At 66.0% G+C, this 19,611-nt stretch carries 15 protein-coding genes; 7 read left to right on the forward strand and 8 right to left on the reverse strand.

The window, feature by feature from the left end; all coding sequences use genetic code 11:
• The first annotated feature begins 1 nt into the window (after position 1).
• The 3 genes from AC5Y46_RS03970 to AC5Y46_RS03980 are packed head-to-tail and all read left to right on the forward strand — an operon-like array spanning position 2 to position 2,633.
• Positions 2–817: a coniferyl-alcohol dehydrogenase gene (locus tag AC5Y46_RS03970; protein WP_499943466.1), complete on the forward strand. Its 816-nt coding sequence runs from the start codon at positions 2–4 to the stop codon at positions 815–817.
• Positions 817–1,806, forward strand: coding sequence for a cyclase family protein (locus AC5Y46_RS03975; RefSeq protein WP_499943465.1), 990 nt, complete (start codon positions 817–819; stop codon positions 1,804–1,806). The genes AC5Y46_RS03970 and AC5Y46_RS03975 overlap by 1 nt, the downstream gene beginning before the upstream one ends.
• On the forward strand, positions 1,806–2,633 hold the full coding sequence (locus AC5Y46_RS03980; RefSeq protein WP_499943464.1) for an alpha/beta fold hydrolase: 828 nt from the start codon (positions 1,806–1,808) through the stop codon (positions 2,631–2,633). Before AC5Y46_RS03975 ends, AC5Y46_RS03980 begins: the two co-directional genes overlap by 1 nt.
• On the opposite strand, the gene AC5Y46_RS03985 is transcribed toward AC5Y46_RS03980, so the two are convergent.
• Positions 2,621–4,225: a multicopper oxidase family protein gene (locus AC5Y46_RS03985; RefSeq protein ID WP_499943463.1), complete on the reverse strand. Its 1,605-nt coding sequence runs from the start codon at positions 4,223–4,225 to the stop codon at positions 2,621–2,623. The two genes, AC5Y46_RS03980 and AC5Y46_RS03985, sit on opposite strands and share 13 nt — an antisense overlap.
• Positions 4,226–4,514: 289 nt before the next feature.
• On the opposite strand from AC5Y46_RS03985, the gene AC5Y46_RS03990 reads away from it, so the two are divergent.
• Positions 4,515–5,897 carry an HNH endonuclease signature motif containing protein gene (locus AC5Y46_RS03990; RefSeq protein WP_499943462.1) on the forward strand — a complete coding sequence of 461 codons (1,383 nt, stop codon included), beginning with the start codon at positions 4,515–4,517 and terminating at the stop codon, positions 5,895–5,897.
• 7 nt (positions 5,898–5,904) lie between these two features.
• Here AC5Y46_RS03990 and AC5Y46_RS03995 read toward each other — a convergent pair whose 3' ends face one another.
• Positions 5,905–7,107: a serine hydrolase domain-containing protein gene (locus AC5Y46_RS03995; protein ID WP_499943461.1), complete on the reverse strand. Its 1,203-nt coding sequence runs from the start codon at positions 7,105–7,107 to the stop codon at positions 5,905–5,907.
• 155 nt (positions 7,108–7,262) lie between these two features.
• Between AC5Y46_RS03995 and AC5Y46_RS04000 the strand changes: the two genes are divergently transcribed.
• Positions 7,263–10,556: a helix-turn-helix transcriptional regulator gene (locus tag AC5Y46_RS04000; RefSeq protein WP_499943460.1), complete on the forward strand. Its 3,294-nt coding sequence runs from the start codon at positions 7,263–7,265 to the stop codon at positions 10,554–10,556.
• A gap of 7 nt (positions 10,557–10,563) precedes the next feature.
• On the opposite strand, the gene AC5Y46_RS04005 is transcribed toward AC5Y46_RS04000, so the two are convergent.
• Entirely contained in the window at positions 10,564–11,319 is a 756-nt protein-coding gene (locus AC5Y46_RS04005; protein ID WP_499943459.1) for an SDR family oxidoreductase, read from the reverse strand.
• Between the two features lie 132 nt (positions 11,320–11,451).
• Here AC5Y46_RS04005 and AC5Y46_RS04010 point away from each other — a divergent pair, with 132 nt between their 5' ends.
• Positions 11,452–12,261, forward strand: a complete 810-nt coding sequence (locus AC5Y46_RS04010; protein ID WP_499943457.1) for an SDR family oxidoreductase — start codon at positions 11,452–11,454, stop codon at positions 12,259–12,261.
• A 30-nt stretch (positions 12,262–12,291) separates the two neighbouring features.
• Here the strand turns inward: AC5Y46_RS04010 and AC5Y46_RS04015 are convergent, their stop codons facing one another.
• From AC5Y46_RS04015 to AC5Y46_RS04035, 5 genes are all read right to left on the reverse strand, one after another.
• Complete coding sequence (locus AC5Y46_RS04015; RefSeq protein WP_499943456.1) at positions 12,292–14,415, reverse strand: catalase; 2,124 nt, start codon at positions 14,413–14,415, stop codon at positions 12,292–12,294.
• 67 nt (positions 14,416–14,482) lie between these two features.
• The gene (locus AC5Y46_RS04020; protein WP_499943455.1) at positions 14,483–15,328 is read right to left on the reverse strand and encodes a glycosyltransferase family 2 protein; all 846 of its coding nucleotides are present in this window, start codon (positions 15,326–15,328) and stop codon (positions 14,483–14,485) included.
• Positions 15,325–16,212, reverse strand: a complete 888-nt coding sequence (locus AC5Y46_RS04025; protein ID WP_499943453.1) for a glycosyltransferase — start codon at positions 16,210–16,212, stop codon at positions 15,325–15,327. The genes AC5Y46_RS04020 and AC5Y46_RS04025 overlap by 4 nt, the downstream gene beginning before the upstream one ends.
• The gene (locus tag AC5Y46_RS04030; RefSeq protein ID WP_499943452.1) at positions 16,196–17,434 is read right to left on the reverse strand and encodes a glycosyltransferase family 4 protein; all 1,239 of its coding nucleotides are present in this window, start codon (positions 17,432–17,434) and stop codon (positions 16,196–16,198) included. The genes AC5Y46_RS04025 and AC5Y46_RS04030 overlap by 17 nt, the downstream gene beginning before the upstream one ends.
• On the reverse strand, positions 17,431–18,477 hold the full coding sequence (locus AC5Y46_RS04035; RefSeq protein WP_499943672.1) for a glycosyltransferase family protein: 1,047 nt from the start codon (positions 18,475–18,477) through the stop codon (positions 17,431–17,433). Before AC5Y46_RS04035 ends, AC5Y46_RS04030 begins: the two co-directional genes overlap by 4 nt.
• A gap of 264 nt (positions 18,478–18,741) precedes the next feature.
• Between AC5Y46_RS04035 and AC5Y46_RS04040 the strand changes: the two genes are divergently transcribed.
• Positions 18,742–19,581, forward strand: coding sequence for a glucose 1-dehydrogenase (locus AC5Y46_RS04040; protein ID WP_499990174.1), 840 nt, complete (start codon positions 18,742–18,744; stop codon positions 19,579–19,581).
• Positions 19,582–19,611: the final 30 nt, after the last annotated feature.

A 19,611-nucleotide genomic window follows, 5' to 3' on the forward strand; every position in this document is an offset into this window, starting at 1 on the left:
GTTGACCCGAATCGACGAGCTGTGGCGTTACGACGGTCGTCACACCGTGGTCACCGGGTGCGCGTCGGGCATCGGTGCGCATGTCGTGCACCAGCTCAGCGAACTCGGCGCCCGGGTCACCGGGCTGGACCGGCGACGGCCCGCTGCCGAGCTCGATGAGTTCCACGAAGTCGACCTGGCCGATCCCGCCTCGATCGACGAGGCCGTCGCGTCCATCCCCGGACCCGTCGACGCCCTGTTCAACGTCGCCGGTGTCTCGTCGGGAATCGGTGACCCGCAACTGATCGTCACCGTCAACTTCCTCGGTTTGCGGCATCTGACCGAAGCGCTGCTGCCCCGGATGCCCGCGGGGGCATCGATCGTGAGCGTGTCGTCGCTGGCCGCAGCGGGCTACCGCGAGCATCTGCGTGATGTCGCGCCCCTGTTGCGCACTCCCACGATGCGGGATGGCATCGATTGGTGCGCAAGGCATCCCGACGCGTTGGGGACCGGCTATCAACTGTCCAAGGAAGCGCTGATCCTGTACACCATGCGTAGCGCCGTGGAGCTCGGCGCGCGGGGCATCCGGATCAACTGCACCGGACCAGGTGTCACCGAGACTCCCATCCTCGACCAGCTCCGCACCGCCTACGGGCCGCAATTCCTCGACGACATCCCCAAGCCGCTGGGACGGGTCTCCGATCCGGCGGAACAGGCCGCGGTGCTGCTGTTCTTGAACAGCCGCGCGGCAAGCTATATTTCGGGCCAAGTCGTGTGGGTGGACGGCGGGAACATCGGCGCTGCCATCGCCCGTGAACTCGAGGAAGGACGACCTTGATGGCCACCATGGCCGAATTCCGCCGCGTTGCGGCCGATCTGAGCAATTGGGGCCGTTGGGGCGACGACGACGAGCTGGGCACCTTGAACTTCATCACCGCCGACAAAATCCGGCAGGCGGCCGGTCTGGTCCGGCACGGCAAGGTCTTTCCGCTCGGAGTGGACTTCGGGTCGTCGGGGCCGCAAGGAGCATTCGGGTTCCGGCACAACCCGATTCACGTGATGACCGTCGACGGGGGTGACGCGTATACCCTGACGCAATACGGTCCCGGCTGGAAACAGAACCCGACGGCCGATCAGCTGAGCAGCTACCTCGCCGACAATCCGTTCCGCTTCAACGACGACATGATCATCATGCCGCTGCAGGCCGCCACTCAGTGGGACGCGTTGTCTCACGTGTACTACGAGGACCAGCTGTACAACGGGTTTCCCGCCGGCTCGGTGACCAGTCTTGGGGCCTACCACTGCGGCATCGACAAGGTCGACGTCAAGGGCATCACGTCGCGCGGGGTGTTGCTCGATGTGGTGCGCCATCGCGGCGCGGAGGTGTTCCTCGAACACGGAAACCCCATCACGCCAGAGGAACTGGACGAGGTGGCCCGTGCGCAGGGCGTCACGATCCAGAGCGGCGACATCGTGCTGGTCCGAACCGGCTGGTGGACAAGGTTTCTGATGACCGGGGACAAGGTCGAGCCCTATTCGGGACTGGACTGGCGTTGTGCGCAGTGGCTGCACGACAACGAAGTTGCCGCCGTGGCCGCCGACAACCTTCAGGTCGAGGACCCGGTTTCCGGTGTCGACGGTCTGTTCCTGCCTTTTCATCTGTTGTGCCTGCGTGACATGGGCCTGATGCTCGGCGAGTATTGGGATCTCACCGCGCTGGCGGCCGACTGTGCCACCGACGGCGTCTACGAGTTTCAGCTCATCGCTCCGCCGCTGAGATTCACCGGCGCCGTGGGATCTCCGGTCAACCCGATCGCGATCAAGTGATGGAAGTTCATCGCCGAACCGTCGAGGTCGACGGGCTCGTCACGAGTTATCTCGAGGCGGGACAGGGTGATCCGGTGCTGTTGCTGCACGGCGGTGAGTTCGGTGCCAGCGCCGAACTGGGTTGGGAGCGCAATATCCCCGCGCTGGCAGCAAGGTATCGAGTGCTGGCGCCCGACCAACTCGGGTTCGGTCAGTCCGCGAAGGTCATCGACTTCGTCAACAGCCGGGCGATGCGCATCCGGCATGTGGCCCGGTTCTGCCAGGTGCTGGGGATCGATTCGGCGCATTTCGCCGGAAACTCCATGGGCGCAATCAATCTGCTCACCGACGCGACGTCGGAAACGCCGCTGCTGCCGGTGCGCAGCATGGCGATCATCTGCGGCGGCGGGGAGATCCAGCAGAACCACCACTTCGATGCGTTGCAGCAGTACGACGCGACGCTGCCGGCGATGCGCAACATCGTCGAGGCGCTGTTCTGCGACCCCGGGTATCCGGCCGACGAGGACTACGTGTGGCGGCGCTACGAGTCGAGCACCGCGCCAGGGGCATGGGAGGCGGTGGCCGCGGCACGCTTTCGCCGGCCCAATGCCGCGCCGCCGGCGACGCCGTCGAGCGCGCGGGCCTATGAGCGCATTGGCGTGCCGGTATTGGTGGTCGAAGGCGGCGCCGACAAACTGTTGCCATCCGGTTGGGCCGCCGAGATCGCCGGGCAGATCACCGGCGCTTCATCGGTGATCGTCGACAACGCCGGTCACTGCCCGCAGATCGAGCAGCCGTCGGTGGTCAACGAATTGCTGCTGGACTTCTTCGACTGCTACGCGAGGTAGTCCAACCGCGTCATCATGCCCGCGTGCTGGTGATAGGTGTTGTGGCAGTGCAGGACCCAGGTTCCGGGGTTGTCGGCGGCCAGGACGGCGCGCATCTTCTGCTTGGGCAGCACGATCACCGTGTCCTTGCGGGCGCCCAGTGTCCCGTCCGGTCGGACCACCTGAAAAGTGTGCCCGTGCAGATGAATTGGGTGATACATCATGGTCGGGTTGTCGAACGTCAGGGTCGGCCGCTGCCCCTCTCGAATGTGCAGCGGTTCGGTCCTGCTGTAGGGCTCGCCGTTGATGGTCCAGTCGTACTTGGCCATCGTGCCGCCGAGTACCACCGGCAAGTCCAGGTTGCCATCGGGTCGGCCGAGGTTGACCGACGTTGCCGCAATGAACTTGTCGACGGTGCCGACCCGCCGGTCGAGTTCCTGCGGCCTGAACTGGGGATCCGGCGGACCGCCCTTTCCGGTGGAAAGCAGCGCGCGAGCCACGGCGTTCTTGCCTTCGGCGGCCGCGACCAGCGGGAACACCCCGTCTGCTGCGGTCACGACGACGTCGTAGCGCTCGGCCATGCCGATTAGCAATGCGTCGACCTGCATCGGGATCACCGGATAGCCATCGGTGTGGGTGACCGTCATCGAATGTCCGGCCAGCGCCACGCGGAATGCGGTGTCGGACGCGGTGTTGATGAAGCGGATCCGGATTCGCTGGCGCGGCTTGGCGGTGAAAGTCGTTGCGGCTTCCGGAATTCTGCCGTTGATCAGGTAGTAGGGGTAGGCGATGTCCCCGGCGTCGCCACCGAGCAGGGTACTGCTGCCGACCGCTCCGGAGGCCGGCATTCCCGGCATCCCGCTGGTCGGACTGGCCGGACTGGACGAGGTCGTCGAGGTCGTCGAGGTCGTCCGGGTAGTCGTGGTGGGCGAACGGGTTGGTGTGGTCGAAGCCGACGGTGATGTGGTGGCGGGCGACGGTTGCGGCTGCATCGGCGGCTTGTTCGGGTCGGTCAACGCGTCGTAGAGCTGCTGCGGGGACTTGCCGACTCCGTCCGTCCAATCATCCAGGACGACAATCCATTCCGCGTCGTACTGGCCTCGCTCGGTTGGATCGTCGACGATGAACGGCAAATAGAGGCCTTTGTCGGCGTCGAGACCGGTATGGGGATGGGCCCAGTAGGTACCCGAGTTCGGGACGGAGAAGCGGTAGGTGAGGTCTCGACCGGCCGGGATGTTCGGGGTGGCGGGCTCGGCACCGTCCATGTCATTGCGGATCGCGATGCCGTGCCAATGCACTGACGTCGGGCGGTCGAGTTTGTTGGCGACCGACACGACGACCTCGTCGCCGATGTTCGCCCGGATCAACGGTCCCGGGATGGTGTCGCCGTAGGCGAACGTGTCGACGATCTTCCCGCCGATATCGACCTTGGTCGCCTGCGGGGCCAAGGTCACCGTCACCGTGCGTCCACTGTGCGGGCGGGCGGCCTCGGCTGCGGCGATGGCATTCGACAGAGGCGAGCTTGCCGCCCTCGGCCGTCCGCAGGCCACTACCGCAAATCCTCCGGCGATACCGGCGGCGATGAACCCGCGCCTGGTCAGCGGTACCGGCATTGACAGCTCCTTGTCTGCGTCCACTCGAGTGGGGTTTTTCGGAATGCGCCTTCCACCCTGCTCAGGTAGGGCGGACATCGCAACTTGCGTCGGTGCGTGACCCGCGCACCGTCGGCGTCTCATGATCTTCGGTCATTCCGTGATCTTTGCGCCTCGCGGCTGCGACTTCGAAATGGCAACATAGCTCCGGTCGGCGGTAATGTTCGCCGTGAGCGAAACTGTCTGCGCCGCTTGCATTCTGCTCTCGGCCGCGCCCGAAGTTGTCGGTACCCCTCAATAGAATCATGGTATGCCGGCCAGCACGTACGCGGAGATCGAGGAGGTTCTCGTCGCGTATGGTGATGCTTTGGATCGGTTGTGCGAGTTGAGTTTTGATGCGCAGGATAATCCGCGGCGGATGGAGATCATGGACCGCATCGAGCGGGGGATCCGTCGGGCGCGGGTGCCCCAGCACGCGTTGATCAATCAACTCGGTGCCGAAGCCACCGCCGAGGAGCTGGGTGGTTCGTTGCGCGAGGCGTTGGCGAATCGGTTGCGCATCTCCAAGGCCGAGGCCGCTCAGCGCATCGCCCACGCCGCGGATTTGGGTCCGCGCCGCGCGCTCACGGGTGAGCCGCTGGAGCCGGTGCTGGCTCAAACCGCCGCGGCGGAGCGTGAGGGGTTGCTCGGCAGCGAGCAGGTGGGGATCGTGCAGAAGTTCTTCAAGAAGCTGCCCGAGGCGGTGGACGCGGCCACCCGTGCTGATGCCGAAGCCAAGCTGGTGTTGGTGGGCACCGGGTTTCGCCCCGATGAGCTGGCCGAATATGCCCGGGTCCTCAAGGACTGTCTCAAACCCGACGGCGACTTCGTGCCCGACGAAGCCGAGGAGGCCGAGCGGGCCCGCAGCAGACGCGGCATCACCATCGGCCGCCAGCAGGCTGATGGGATGTCCAAGATCAGTGGGCTGATCTCCCCGCAGTTTCGGGCCACCCTGGAGCCGGTGTTGGCCAAACTGGGCGCCCCGGGAATGTGTAACCCCGCCGATGAAAACCCGACGGTCGACGGGCGCGCTCCGCAGGAGGCGGTGCAGCGTGATGCGCGCAGTGCTGAGCAACGCAACCACGACGGGCTGCTGGCCGCGCTGCGCGCGTTGTTGATGTCGAAAAAGTTGGGCCGCCATCACGGGTTGCCGACCTGCATCGTGATCACCACCACCCTGGCCGAACTCGAAGCCGGCGCCGGACACGGGCTGACCGCCGGAGGCACCTTGTTGCCGATGACCGATGTGCTCGCCCAAGCCAGCCACGCTTACCAATATTTGGCGGTGTTCGACAAGGACAAAACCAAGGCCCTGTATCACGGCAAGCGGATCGCTTCGCCCGAGCAGCGGCTGGTGCTGCTGTCTAAAGAGCGGGGGTGCACCTGCCCGGGTTGCACGGTCAAGGGCTACTGGACCCAGGTCCATCATCTGGAGGGCTGGTTCGCCAAGCGCCGCACCCACATCGACGAACTGACCCTGGCCTGCGGACCGCATAACCGCATGGTCGAACTACGCAAATACACCACCTGCAAGAACGCCCACGGCCAAACCGAATGGATCTCGCCCAAACATCTCGACCACGGCCGCCCCTACGTCAACTGCATGCACCACCCCGAAAAACCACTCAAACCCGACGACGACGAACCCGAATGACCCGTGCTCAAAGTGGTTGCACGGCAGACCCGTTCAGCGCCCGGTACACCAGGCGGGTGTATTTCTCGGTGCGGTCGGAGCCGGCCGACGTGACCTGCCCCATCTTGTTCATCACGTAGGCGAACGTCATCCGACGATCCAGATCCATCACTACCGTCGAACCGCCCCAGCCGCCCCAATAGCAGATCCTGCCGTCCGGGATGTCCGGCACTGCTTCCTTCTTGGGCAGAGCAAAGCCGATACCCCACCGGGCCGGCATACCAAGCACCAGGTCAACTCCATTGGCCTGTTCATCGAAGATCAGATCGACAGTTTCCGGCCGAAGCACATGGCGGCCATCGACGTTGCCGCCCAACGAGATCGCCCGCAGCGACTGCACCAACGAACGGGCGTTGCCGTGTCCATTAGCCGCGCCGATATCCGCACGCCGCCATGCGGTCGTCTGGGCCAGCAACGCAGCCTCGGAGTTCGGCGCAAGCATGCCGAACGTCTTGCGCATCGGATGGTGCTCCGGCACCGCGTCCAGCGGCACGTCGAGTGGTGGGGGAGGAATCAGCTCGGCGATGCGCGCGTCGTCCTCGGGTCGCGCTCCGATCTGGATATCAGCTCGCAGGGGTGCCGCGATCTCCTGACGCACGAATTCTTTCAAGGTCAGACCAGAGATTCGCCGGATGACCTCTCCGATCAGATGGCCGCTGGTCACCGCGTGATACCCGGACGCGGTGCCCGGTGTCCACCACGGCGCCTGAGCGGCCAGTTGTGTGGTGGACTTTTTCCAGTCGTAGACCTCTTCGATGCTGAACGGGAGCTCCCATCCCGAGACTCCGGAGGTATGGCTGAGTAAGTGGCGAACCTGGACGTCCTGCTTTCCGTTTGCGGCGAATTCCGGCCAGTACCGGGCGACGGGAGCGTACGGGTCCAGGCTGCCGCGGTCGATGAGCAGCAGTGCCGCCAACGCCGTGACGTTCTTGGTACTGGAGAAGACGTTGACGATGGTGTCCCGGTCCCATTGGCGGGTCCTGGCCTGATCGGCATATCCGCCCCAGACATCGACGATCATCTCGCCGTCGATGTCGACCGCTATGGCCGCGCCGAGCTCACCGCCGGTGCTGAGTTCGTCGGCCAGAGCCATGACGAGGTCGCTGAACCGGCGGTCGTAGTGCCCCGCCACTACGGTGTCGATTGCGGTCTGACAGAACTGTTGGGTCATTTTGATCTCCTTGAAGTCCGGATATCCCGACTATCGGGCGCGATCCGGCGAACAGCATTGGTCGGATCGCGTAAATCCGCACCGTCCACGCGAGCGCGTTTTCTACGCATTTGTGCTGATGTGGTGACACGTCGGCACGGAGCATGCTGGCTAACATGAGTGGGACCCCGGTGAAGTGGAGCGAGTTGGGCGTGCACGAACTTCCGACCGGAACGGTGACGTTGCTGCTGGCCGACATCGAAGGATCCACGGGCCTGTGGCAAGACCGCCCGGCCGAGATGACCGACGCGGTGACGCGCCTGGACGAGACGTTGTCACAGCTGGTCGACGTCCATCACGGGGTGCGCCCGGTCGAACAGGGCGAAGGCGATAGCTTCGTGATCGCGTTCACCCGGGCAAGTGACGCGATCGCGTGCGCCTTGGATATCCAGCGTGCGCCGCTCGCGCCGCTGCGCCTGCGCATCGGCCTGCACACCGGAGAGATCCAGCTGCGCGATGCGGCGAACTACATCGGCCCCACCATCAATCGGGCCGCCCGGGTGCGCGACCTGGCCCACGGTGGCCAGACGGTGCTCACCGCAGCGACCGAGCAGCTGGTGATCGACCACTTGCCTGCCGGAGTGTGGTTGACCTACCTCGGCAGTCATCAGCTACGTGACATCGCCCGCGCGGAACGCATCGCCCAGATGTGCCATCCGGACCTACGCGTCGAGTTTCCGCCGTTGCGATCCTCGAAAAGCGGTGTAGCACAATCGTTGCCGGTACCACTGACCAGCTTCGTCGGGCGGCAACGCGAAATCGCGGAATTGAGGACTCTTTTCGAAGAGCACCGATTGGTGACGTTGACCGGTTCGGGCGGTGTCGGCAAGACGCGTCTCGCCATCCAGCTCGCGGCGCAGTTCGGCGACGAGGTCGGCGCGTCATGCTATTTCGTGGACCTCGCTCCCATTACCGACCCCGATCTCATCGAGGCAGCCGTCGCGCAAGCTGTTGGTCTGCACAACCAACCGGGACGGTCGATCGTCGAGACCCTCGCCACCCGAGTCGCGGACCGTAAGACGCTGATCGTCCTGGACAACTGCGAGCACGTGTTGGAAGGCGCCGCCGCGCTCGTCGTGGCGCTCCTGAGCAGTTGCCCTACCGTTCGGTTGTTGACCACCAGTCGCGAATCGCTGCGCGCCGCAGGGGAGGTGAATTGGCAGGTACCGTCGCTGCGCTTGATCGACGAGGCAGTGGAGTTGTTCAGCGCGCGAGCCCGTAGTGTCCGGCCTGATTTCGCTGTCACCGTTGACAATTCGGAGACCATCGCAGAGATCTGTCGCCGTCTGGACGGCATGCCGCTGGCGCTCGAACTCGCGGCCGCGCGCATGCGGGCACTGTCGGCCCGCGACATCCGCGACAGTCTCAACGACCGATTCGAGTTGCTGACCGGCGGACACCACGCCGCGGTGCGACGCCAACAGACGCTGCGCGCCTCGGTGGACTGGTCGCACTCGATGCTCACCGACGGCGAGAGCGTTCTGTTCCGACGACTCGGGGCGTTTGCCGGAGGTTTCGACCTGGACGCCGCGGTAGCGGTGTGCGGCGGGACCGGTGCCCAGCGCTACCAGGTGCTCGACCAATTGACCCTGTTGGTGGACAAGTCGCTGGTCCACGCCGACGACATCGCCGGCCGTGCGCGATACCGGATGCTGGAGACCATCCGTGCCTACGCGGTCGAAAAGCTCGACGAGTCCGGTGAGGCCGGCGCGGTGCGCGGTCGGCATCGCGATCACTACGCCGCGCTGGCTGCCGAACTGGACGCGCCCTCGCGCAATACCTTCCGGCGCAGCATCGGACGCGTCGAGGCCGAAATCGACAATGTGCGAGCAGCATTCGACTACTGCTGCGAGATCGGGGAGAACGCGACCGCCCTGCAGCTTGCGTCGTCGTTGCAGCCGCTGTGGCAGGGGCGCGGACGTCTGCCCGAGGGACGGGCCTGGTTTGCCGCGGTCCTCGATGGCGACGGCTTCGACCCGGACGGTATGGACCCGGCGGTACATGCTCGCGCCATCGCCGACCGGACCGTGCTGGATTCCCTCACCATCGTCACCGGAAACTGGGACGAGGCTCGCCGGTCGGTCGAGATTGCCCGCCAACTGGGCGACCCCGCACTGCTGGCCCGGACACTCACCGCATGCGGCTGCATCGCCGGACTCGACTTCGACACCGCGGCACCGTATCTGACCGAAGCCATTCAGCTGTGCCGGTCGACCGGTGACGACTGGAGGCTCAGTCAGATCCTGGGTAGGCGGGCATATCTGGCCGCCATGGCCGGTGATCCGGTGGCGGCGTTGACGCTGGGCACCGAGGGGGCAGACCTTGCCGACGCGCTCGACGATTCGTCGAACGCGCAGATGTGTCGTTGGGCGACCGGCATGGCCCAGATGTTGTGCGCGGACTTGGAGGGCGCCATCGACACTTTCCGGTCGGTTGCTGCCGAATGCGAAGCCGACGGCGATGCCCTGGTCGCGTTCCTGTGTCTGGTCAGCCAGGGCTGCGCACTGACCTATCACGGCCAGATCGCCGCGGCCCGACGGGTCGGTCGCGCGGCGATGACTGCAGGAGCAGAACTCGGCGGCGTGGTGCTGGAGCGGGCGGCGACCACCGTCATGGCCATGGCGGCGGTGGCCGACGGCGATGTCGTCTCGGCACGCGAGTTGCGTGCCAGGGTCTGGGAATTGCCGGCCGTGCAGCGCGGATCCGTTGCCATCACCTCGATGGCCCAGTGCGCGCATCTCGAGGGTGATCTGGCCAAGGCGCAAGCGGTGGCTGACGAGGCCGTCGCCACAATGGCCGGCTGGCACAAGATGTTCGCGTTAAGCATCCGCGCCGCCATCGCGGTGGATCGCGGTGACAACGACCAGGCCCGGCGTGACGCCAACCAGGCGCTGTCGATGGCCCTGGACAATCAGGGGCGTCTGCAGGTTCCGGCGATCCTGGAGGTACTGGCCAGACTGACTGTCGACGCGGGAAATCACCTCGATGCCGCAAGGTTGCTGGCGGCGGCGGCGGTGATCCGCGACCGCACCGGCGAGTTCCGGTTGCCCATGTTCGACGACGCCTACGTCATGGCGGTCGAGTCGTGCCGTAACACTCTGGGAGACAGTCCTTTCCAGGAAGCCTGGGGCGACGGCGCGGCCATGTCGGCCGATGACGCGATCAACTATGCGTTGCGTGGACGTGGCGAACGCAAGCGACCCGCCAGCGGGTGGGCGGCATTGACGCGGACCGAACTCGACGTGGCGCGTCTGGTCAGCCAGGGGCTGGCGAACAAGGACATCGCAGAACGACTTTTCGTCTCGCCGCGCACCGTGCAGGCGCATCTGACGCACATGTACACCAAACTCGGCTATACCTCCCGGGTGCAGCTTGCTCAGGAGGCTGTGCGGCAGACTCAGTTGCCGTAGCCCGCCATCACCCTTGGGTGCCGGCCCAATCCTCGAAGCGTGTCTCGCAGATGGTCACGTCCTCACCCTCGACCGGCACGATGCTGCGGCCGTCGAGCACGGCACCGAAGTAGGTAGCCGTCGGGTCCGTCACCACTTCGCGCGGATCGCCGTGAGCCGCAAGGCCGATGCGCACGAATTCGTCCATGCCGTATCGCTGCGGACCCGCGATGTTGGTGATGCGGTTGAGCGGCGGGTTCACAGCCGCGCGGGCGACGGCGGCCGCGACGTCTTGGGCGGCGATCGGCTGGATGGCCGCGTCGTGCGACAGTCGCACCGTGTTCCCGTCGGATGCGGAGTCGGCGATGCCCGTGACGAACTCGAAGAACTGGGTGGCCCGCACGATGGAGTAGGGCGCGCCGGACTCGGTGATCAGCCGCTCTTGAGCGGCCTTGGCGCGCAGGTAGCCGCTTTGCGGCACCCGGTCGGTGCCCACGATCGACAGGGCGACGTGATTCTTCACTCCGGCTGCCCGTTCGGCCTCCAGTAGATTCGCCGTCGAGGTGGTGAAGAAGTTCAGCACGTCGTCGTCGGCGAACGACGGCGAATTGGCCACGTCGACAACGACATCCACGCCCGACATCGCATCCGCGACGCCCTCGCCGGTCACGGCGTTGACTCCCGAACGCGGCGATGCCGCGACGGCCTCGTGTCCCAGTTCGCTGAGGTTCGCGACGACCTGCGAGCCGATGAGCCCGGTGCCACCGATGACCAAAACCTTCATTGCCATGCCCTTCCCACCGCCCGAGTAGATAGCCCGTTCAGCATGGCGCAACGGTCCGCCGAGACCAAAGGCGACCCGTCATCTTAAATCAACTGCTTGACTTAATGCCGGTCACGCCGATTAACTCGACGGGTGGTCAATGAATTGGCGGACAAGGTAGCCATCGTCACCGGCGGCGCTTCGGGCATCGGCCGCGGCATCGTGCAGCGATTCGCAGCCGAGGGCGCGCGCGTCGTGATCGCCGACGTGCAACAGGAATCGGGCGAGCAGCTTTCGCGCGACCTGGGCGACTCCACGCTGTTCCACCGCACCGACGTCTCCGATCCCGAACAGGTCGGCGCGGCCGTGACGACCGCTGTCGAGAAGTTCGGCGGACTGCACGTCATGGTGAACAACGCGGGGATCTCCAGTCCGCTCGGTCGGTTACTCGACGACGACTTCGCGCATTTCCATCGCGTGATGGCGGTCAACGTCCTTGGGGTGATGGTGGGCACCCGAGACGCGGCCCGGCACATGGTAGCCAACGGTGGCGGCTCCATCATCAACGTGAGCTCGATCGGTGGCATCCTGGCCGGCGGCGGTGTCGCGACCTACCGCGCATCCAAAGCCGCGGTCATCCAATTCACCAAGTCTGCGGCAATCGAGCTGGCGCACTACGAAATTCGAGTCAACGCCATCGCGCCGGGCAACATACCCACACCCATCCTGGCGTCGTCCACCCAGGGCATGGATGCCGAGCAACTGGAGCGTTTCGAGGCGTCGATCCGCCAGACCATGCGCGACGACCGGCCGCTCAAGCGGGAGGGCACGCCCGACGACGTCGCAGAGGCGGCGCTGTACTTCGCCACCGACCGGTCCCGCTATGTCACCGGAACCGTGCTACCGGTGGACGGCGGGACGGTCGCCGGCAAGGTGATCCGGTCGCGCAAACGCGAGACATGACATGGCACGCATCGTCGGCAGCGGCCAGCGTCACTTCTTCTTGTTCTTGCCCGGCGGGACCGCCGACGCCAGCACCTTCGGCTCGCGCGCCCACACCCGGTGCATCCCGAGCGCGGCCAAGATAGCGGCGGTGGCCTTCCTGTCAATGTCGTCGGAGACCAGCACCCCGGGATCGTCGGGCGAGATGCCCGCCTGCGCCAGGACAGCGACGCCATCTCCCCAGGCGCCCACCGGCTTGCAGTGCCGGAAAGCCTCCTGCAGCAACGTCACCAACTTGATGTCCCCGCTGGGCTGGGTGCCCGCGGCGACGATCACGGCATCGAACTCGACGGACCGCGCGGTCAGCAACGTACGCTCGACGATCTCGACCCGTCGTCCCGACTTGAGTTTCCCGCCCACCGGCGCGGTGAGCATCGGAACCGCGCCGGCGGCCAGCACCGCCTTGATCAATTTCGACACACCCGCGAGATCGGAACCCGCGTCGGCGATGATGCCGACCTTGCGGCCGTCGACCGGACCCGGCTCGGCATACACCTGGGACAACGCCGCCGACGTCTGCACCTCTTTGGGTGGATTGCCTTTGGGCGCAGGCAAACCCAGACCGGCCGCGACCTGTTCGCACAGGTCGGTGTCGACGTTGGCCAGCACCTCCAGCTCACGTTCCTTGATCGCCTGCTCGTAGCACTTGCCGAGTTCGAAGGTGAACGCCTCGATGACGTGCAGTTGTTCGACCCGGCTCAGGCTGCGGTAGAACATCGCCGGTTGGGTGAAGTGGTCCTCGAACGAAGTCGGGTTCTCCCGAACGGCCGGGCCGTTGATGGCGCGCGGCGTCTGGACATACCCACCGTTGCCGGCATCGGCCACCTCGGGTTCGCCGTCGTCGATGCTGTTGGGACGGTAGGGCGCGATGCCTTCGTGGATCGCCGTCTGGTGCATCCCGTCGCGCAACATGTCGTTGACCGGGCAATGCGGGCGGTTGATCGGCAACTGGGCGAAGTTGGGTCCACCCAACCGGGTCAGCTGCGTGTCGAGGTAGGAGAACAGCCGAGCCTGCATCAGTGGGTCGTTGGTGGGTTCGATGCCGGGAACCAGGTTGCCGGTGTGGAAGGCCACCTGCTCGGTCTCGGCGAAGTAGTTGGTGGGATTGCGATTGAGCGTCAGCTTGCCGATGAGCGTGACCGGAACCAGTTCCTCCGGAACGATTTTCGTCGGATCCAGCAGGTCGATCCCCTCGTAGGTCTCGGTTCCGTCGTCGGGCATCACCTGGATGCCGAGCTCGTATTCGAAGAAGGCACCCGCGTCGATGGCGTCGGCCATGTCGCGGCGGTGGAAGTCCGGGTCGCAGCCCGCGGTGATCTGCGCTTCTTCCCACACCTGGGAATGGACTCCCGCCACCGGCTTCCAATGGAACTTGGCGAGGCTGGTCTTGCCCTTCCGGTTCGTCAGCCGGAAGGTGTGCACACCGAACCCCTCCATGGTGCGATACGAGCGGGGGATGCCGCGGTCGCTCATGTTCCAGAACACGTGGTGGGTGGCTTCGGTGTGCAGCGACACGAAGTCCCAGAACGTGTCGTGGGCGGATTGCGCCTGCGGGATCTCGCGGTCCGGATGCGGCTTGGCGGCGTGCACGACGTCCGGGAACTTGATGCCGTCCTGGATGAAGAACACCGGCATGTTGTTGCCCACCAAGTCGAAATTGCCTTCGTCGGTGTAGAACTTCACCGCGAAGCCACGGGTGTCGCGGACGGTGTCCGCCGAACCGCGTGACCCCAGCACCGTGGAGAACCGGCAGAACACCTCGGTCTTCCTGCCCTTGCGGGCCAGGAAGCCGGCCCGGGTGTAGTCCGACGCGGTGCCGTAGGCCTCGAACACGCCGTGCGCGGCCGCGCCCCGCGCGTGCACCACGCGCTCGGGGATGCGTTCGTGGTCGAAATGGGTGATCTTCTCGCGCAGGTGGAAATCCTCCAGCAGGCTGGGGCCACGGTTGCCGGCCTTCAGCGAGTGGTCGGTGTCCGGCAGGCGCACACCTTGGGCTGTGGTTAGGTACTTGCCTTGCTGGCTACGCGGGTCGGCGTCGCTGTCGGCGTTGCTGGTTGCGCCGGTCGCGCTGGCGCGGCGGGGGGCGGATTGCGAGGGCTTACGGGCAGGTGGCATGTTTCAACTCCCGGGCTGTCGTTCGGTGATACCGCGCGGATTACCCAATTAATTGCCAAGACACTCGTCAACGCCCGATCGGTGAACGCACGCCCACGCGCACGGGTCGCCCGTTGGCCTCGCGGCGTATGACACCACGGGCCGCGAAGGAGGACAACCAGCCTTCCATCGGCCACCAGCCCCACCTCCGGTAGAAGATCGCGGCGTTGCGCAGGATGTCGTCGAGGTGGTCGAAGGGTGGATCGGCAACCGGGTGGTATTGGTGAAAGGCGTGCGCTCCGCCCACCCAACGCATCGGCACTGCCTTGGCGGCCGCGCACTGCGCGAAGTCGGTGTCCTCGCCGCCGTAGCCGCGGTAGAGCTCACAGAATCCGCCGATGCGTTGCCAGGTAACGGTTTTCAGTGCGAAGGACAGTGACCAGAACAGGGTGTAATCCGTGGTGTCCAGCACGGACCCGTCGGGCGGCGCCGGGCGGGCGGGATGCGGATAAGGGTGAGCCCGGATCTCGGATAGGACGTAGCCCGATGGCGGCGGCGGCTGCAGATAGGTGACCGGTCCACAGAACATGGCGTTGGCATGCTCGGGCCGGCTCGCGACGGCATGGTAGCGCTCGATCAGTTCGGCGCCGGGAATACAGTCGACGTCCAGAAAGATCAGCAGCTCGGCATGTTCGCGAATCGCGGTTTGCGCACCCAGGTTGCGTCCCAACGCAACCGGCAGCGGTTTGCCGGCCGCGCAGTCCACGACGAGGGTAGGCCCGTCCGCCTCGGCCACGATTGCGCTGACCGCCGGATCGTCGAGCGCCACCACGACGTGGACGTCCGCGGCTCGAGTGCCGCTGGCCAATCCCTCGAGCTGTCTGCGCAGATGTGCACTCCTGCCGTGCACGGCGGTGACGACCGCGGTTTTCATGCCGCCCCCCGCCTGCATCGTTGCGCGGTGGACTCGATGGCCGCGGCGGCGCGCGCCGCCGCCCCGTCGACCTGCCACCGGCACCAGCGCACCGGGTCACCGGCACTGGCGTGTGCGAGCAGGGCCGGCCAGGCCCGCTGGTCCGGAGAATCGTGGGCGACGACGGCCAGCCGGTGCCGCCTCAGTATCTTCGCGGTGGCCTGCTGCTCGTCGAAAGGACGCGGCTCGGGGACTACGACCGCAAGCCGTTGCGCCGCCGCGATATCGGCGATGGCGCCCTGACCCGCATGGCTGACCACGACGTCGGCGGCGCAGATCGCCGGCCACGGGTCCTCGTGCCACACACCGCTTTTGCCGCCCAGCGCGGTCCAGCTGAACTCGGGATACGTTGCGGCACAGTGCTCCAAAGCCGCGCCGAAGTTATCGTCGGCGCCGCCCAACACCAGCACCCGCATGTCCTCGACCGACACGGCGGTGCGGTGCGCACGGTCGGGACCGGAGCAAGCGCGTCCCTCGAAGCGGCTGATCCCACCGACGTAGCTGGTCTTGTCTTCGTATGGGCGCAGCCAGGAAGGCACGCACAACGCCTTGGGCCAGGCAGCCACGATGTGGTCGGCGATGCGGTGCACCAACAGGTGCGGAGCGTCAATCCGCTTGCCGGGCAACGCCATCACGACAACGGGCACACCGAGCAGCCGGACGAAGGTTGCCACTTCGACCGACACATCGACGACGACGGCCTGCGGCCGCGCGTCGGCGACCCAGCGGGCGATCTGATCCATCCGGGCGGTGAATCCCAGATCGTGTTGCGGCGCCCAATGCAGGGCACCGTGGGCTGTGGGTTCGCGCACCTGCTCGGCATCGTCGTCACGCGATAGCTTCACGATTGCCGAAAAGGGCTGCGGCCCGGTGATATCGAGTGAGGTCAACGCGGTCACCGGAGTCTGCATCCGCTCGCAGATACTGACGGCTCGCGCCAGGTGCCCGAAACCTTGATGGTGGATGTAGTAGCCGATCATCTGCCTCACCTGTCGACTCGTCGATCATCTCGCGATACAGACCGCAGTAGGCGCCGACCATCACCGTCGACGAGCAGTGCCGTATGGCGTGCTCGCGCACCCGATCTCGGGGCAGCCGAACCGCTTCGGAGATGGCCTCGGCCATCGCGTTCACGTCGCCGGCGTCGACGAGTCGGCCCGAGTCCTCGCTGATGAGTTCGGGGATGCCGCCCCGGGCGAAGGCCACGACCGGCGTCCCGCACGCCATCGCCTCGGCGACCACCAGCCCGTAGGGCTCGTCCCAGGTCGGCGTGACCAGGGCCGCCGCGGCCCGCCCGACCAGCCGGGCCAGCCGATCGTGGTCCAGGTGACCCGCATATCGGATACCGCAGCGCAGGTGGGGTGCCACCTGTTCGGCGAAGTACCGCTCGTCGCAGATGGGCCCTGCGAGGGTCAACGGCCAGCCGCTGCTCCGGGCGACGGCAATCGCCAGATGCGGTGCCTTCTCGGGAGTTATCCGCCCAGACCACAACAGGTTTGGCCCACCGGGACCGAGCGGCCATTGCCGGGTGTCGATGCCGTTGGGTACCACGGTGACCGGACCGGCGACATCCTGCCACGACGCTGCGGTGTGCCGCGAAACGGCCGCGAAGCGTGCCTGCGTTCCGCCGGACGCGTCGATCGCCGACTCCAGCCAGGGTGTCGGCGGAGTGTGCACGGTGGTCAGCATCGGGGTCGACAATGCCGACGCCATCGCCACCGGCAGGTAGTGCAGGCTGTGGTTGTGGATGACGTCGAACTCCGCGCGACCGGGGCCGGCCAGCCACAGCATCAGGGACAGGTAGGCATGGTGGTCGGCCATGAACGTGCCCGAGGGCATCGACACGTCACGTCGCGCCGCCTCGGACAAACCCAGCGGACGCACGTCCAGCGTCTGACAATCCAGTGCCGGGTCCGAGTCGGGCGCGGCGAACAACGACACCTGACAACCCCGCGCCGCCAGTCCGCGGGCCAACTGGAAGACGTGTGCCTCCAGCCCGCCGGCAAAGGGTTGGCGGATCGGAAATCGGTTCGAGGCGATCAGCGCGACGCGCAACGGTGCGGTCATAACTGCACGTCCTGATAGATCTGACGGTGCGCGCGGGCGAGTTCGCGCCGTTCGGCGAGCCTTTCGGTCCATGTCGCGCGCGGCGCGGCGTCACCGGCCGCCCATCTCCGGTGCGCGTCGAGGATCGCCCGATGCAGCGACGCTTCGTCGAAAGTGCTTTCATCGCAATGGAACACGCCACACGGACGCTGCTGATCGTAGTACCCGCAACTGGGCGCAACGACCGCGGTGCCCAGGTCGTAGCAGGCTTCCAGCCACCCCGAATGGGTGCCGAAGCGATACGGCAGCACCGAAACCGTCAGTGCGGCAAGATATTCCCAGAGTTCGTCGTCGGAGAAGTAGGGATGCACCCGCACGTCCACCTGCGGATGGTGGCGGTACTCCAGCAGGGCGAAACCGAACTCGGGGGCGAACCAATGATTGGCGGGATCGAAGATCTCGTCATGCACGTCGATCTGCAACACCGCGTCGGGAAGGTCCGAGACGACCCGCGTAAGGGCTTCCACCACCGCCAACGGATCCATGTTGGCACGCACGCTCTTGGCGTGCACCCCGATCACGAAGCGCTCCTGGTGTCCCCGAGGCTGCTCGATATGGTCCCTGTCCAGCACATGCGGGTGGGGCAGCACCCGGGCGCGACGTTCCCAGCGCCGCCAAATCTGCTGCGCGGCACCGGGTGTCAGCGTGATCAGCTCATCAGCGGCGGCGATCAGCACATCCTGTTGCTCGGCATGGGCTGCCGGATCGGGATGGTGCGGGTTACGCAGATCGTGGACGGTGTAGACCAGGGGCTTGCGGTGCATCTTGAGTTCCTGGACGACCTCGGCCAGCACCTCGGGACCGACGGCGTCGAAGCCGAAGTGGACGTGGAAGACGTCGAACCGCTCGTGGTTGTCACTGACCCAGCCCGGTTCCAGCATCAGCGGCGGCCACCAACCGCCCGGAACCTTGCGACCGTCGGACGGGACGGGATCGTCGAGCCTGGTCACGTCGGCGGTGGTGGGGTCGGCGAGGTGACGCACGTAGATGTGCGAAGCCGGCACCGACGCGACGCGTAACACCACGTTCCTTCCAGGGCAACGACTACAGACAGCCCGAGCGGGCCGCTGAAATGAAGCGGAGTCAGTTCCTGCTGGCTGAAGAACAGTGCCGTCGGACATACCCGCGAATCAAGCCGTCAAACGCAATACCGGGGCGCCAACAGAACCCCTCGCCGCCGGCTGTCATGGACGGGTTTATCCGGTCCGGGAGCGGCTACTACTGGGCCAGTGTCAGGGGGAGTCGACGAGCTTGAGAAGGGTTGAGCGATGGGTTTTCCCGAACAACAGCAAGAGGTACCGGGCAGTCAGGCGCAGATGGACCCGGTGCCGGACTGCGGGGAGAACAGCTATACCGGTTCGGGCAAGTTGACCGGCAAGGCGGCCATCATCACCGGCGGTGACAGCGGCATCGGCCGCGCCGTCGCGATCGCCTATGCCCGCGAGGGCGCCGACGTGCTGATCGCCTACCTGAACGAAGACGAGGACGCCCGAGACGTCGCGCGCTATGTCGAGGACGCCGGGCGCAAGTGCGTGCTGGTTCCGGGAGATTTGTCCGACCCGCAGCATTGCCGGGCCGTCGTCGACCGGGCGGTTGCGGAGTTCGGCCGCATCGACGTGCTGGTGAACAACGCCGCATACCAGATGACACACGAGAGCTTGGACGAGATCAGCGACGAGGAATGGGACCACACCTTCAAGCTGAATGTGGGTGCCTACTTCTATCTGACCAAGGCGGCGTTGCCGCACATGAGTTCCGGCGCGTCGATCATCGGCAGTTCCTCGGTGAACTCCGACTCACCCAGCCCGACCTTGGCGCCGTACGCGGCAACCAAGGCCGCGATCGCCAATCTGTCCGCCAGCCTTGCGCAACTGCTTGGGCCGCAAGGCATCCGGGTCAACAGCGTGGCGCCGGGACCGATATGGACGCCGTTGATCCCGGCCACCATGCCCACCGAGAAGGTCGCGTCGTTCGGGGACGACGTGCCGCTCGGACGGGCCGGACAGCCCGCGGAACTGGCCCCGGTGTACGTGCTGTTGGCTTCCGACGAGGCCAGTTATGTGTCTGGTGCGCGTGTGGCAGTCACCGGCGGAAGGCCGATCCTGTGACCCGATAGGTCGTTTGTCGAGGGCGATTGC

It is taken from the genome of Mycobacterium sp. NGS59, assembly GCF_059812345.1.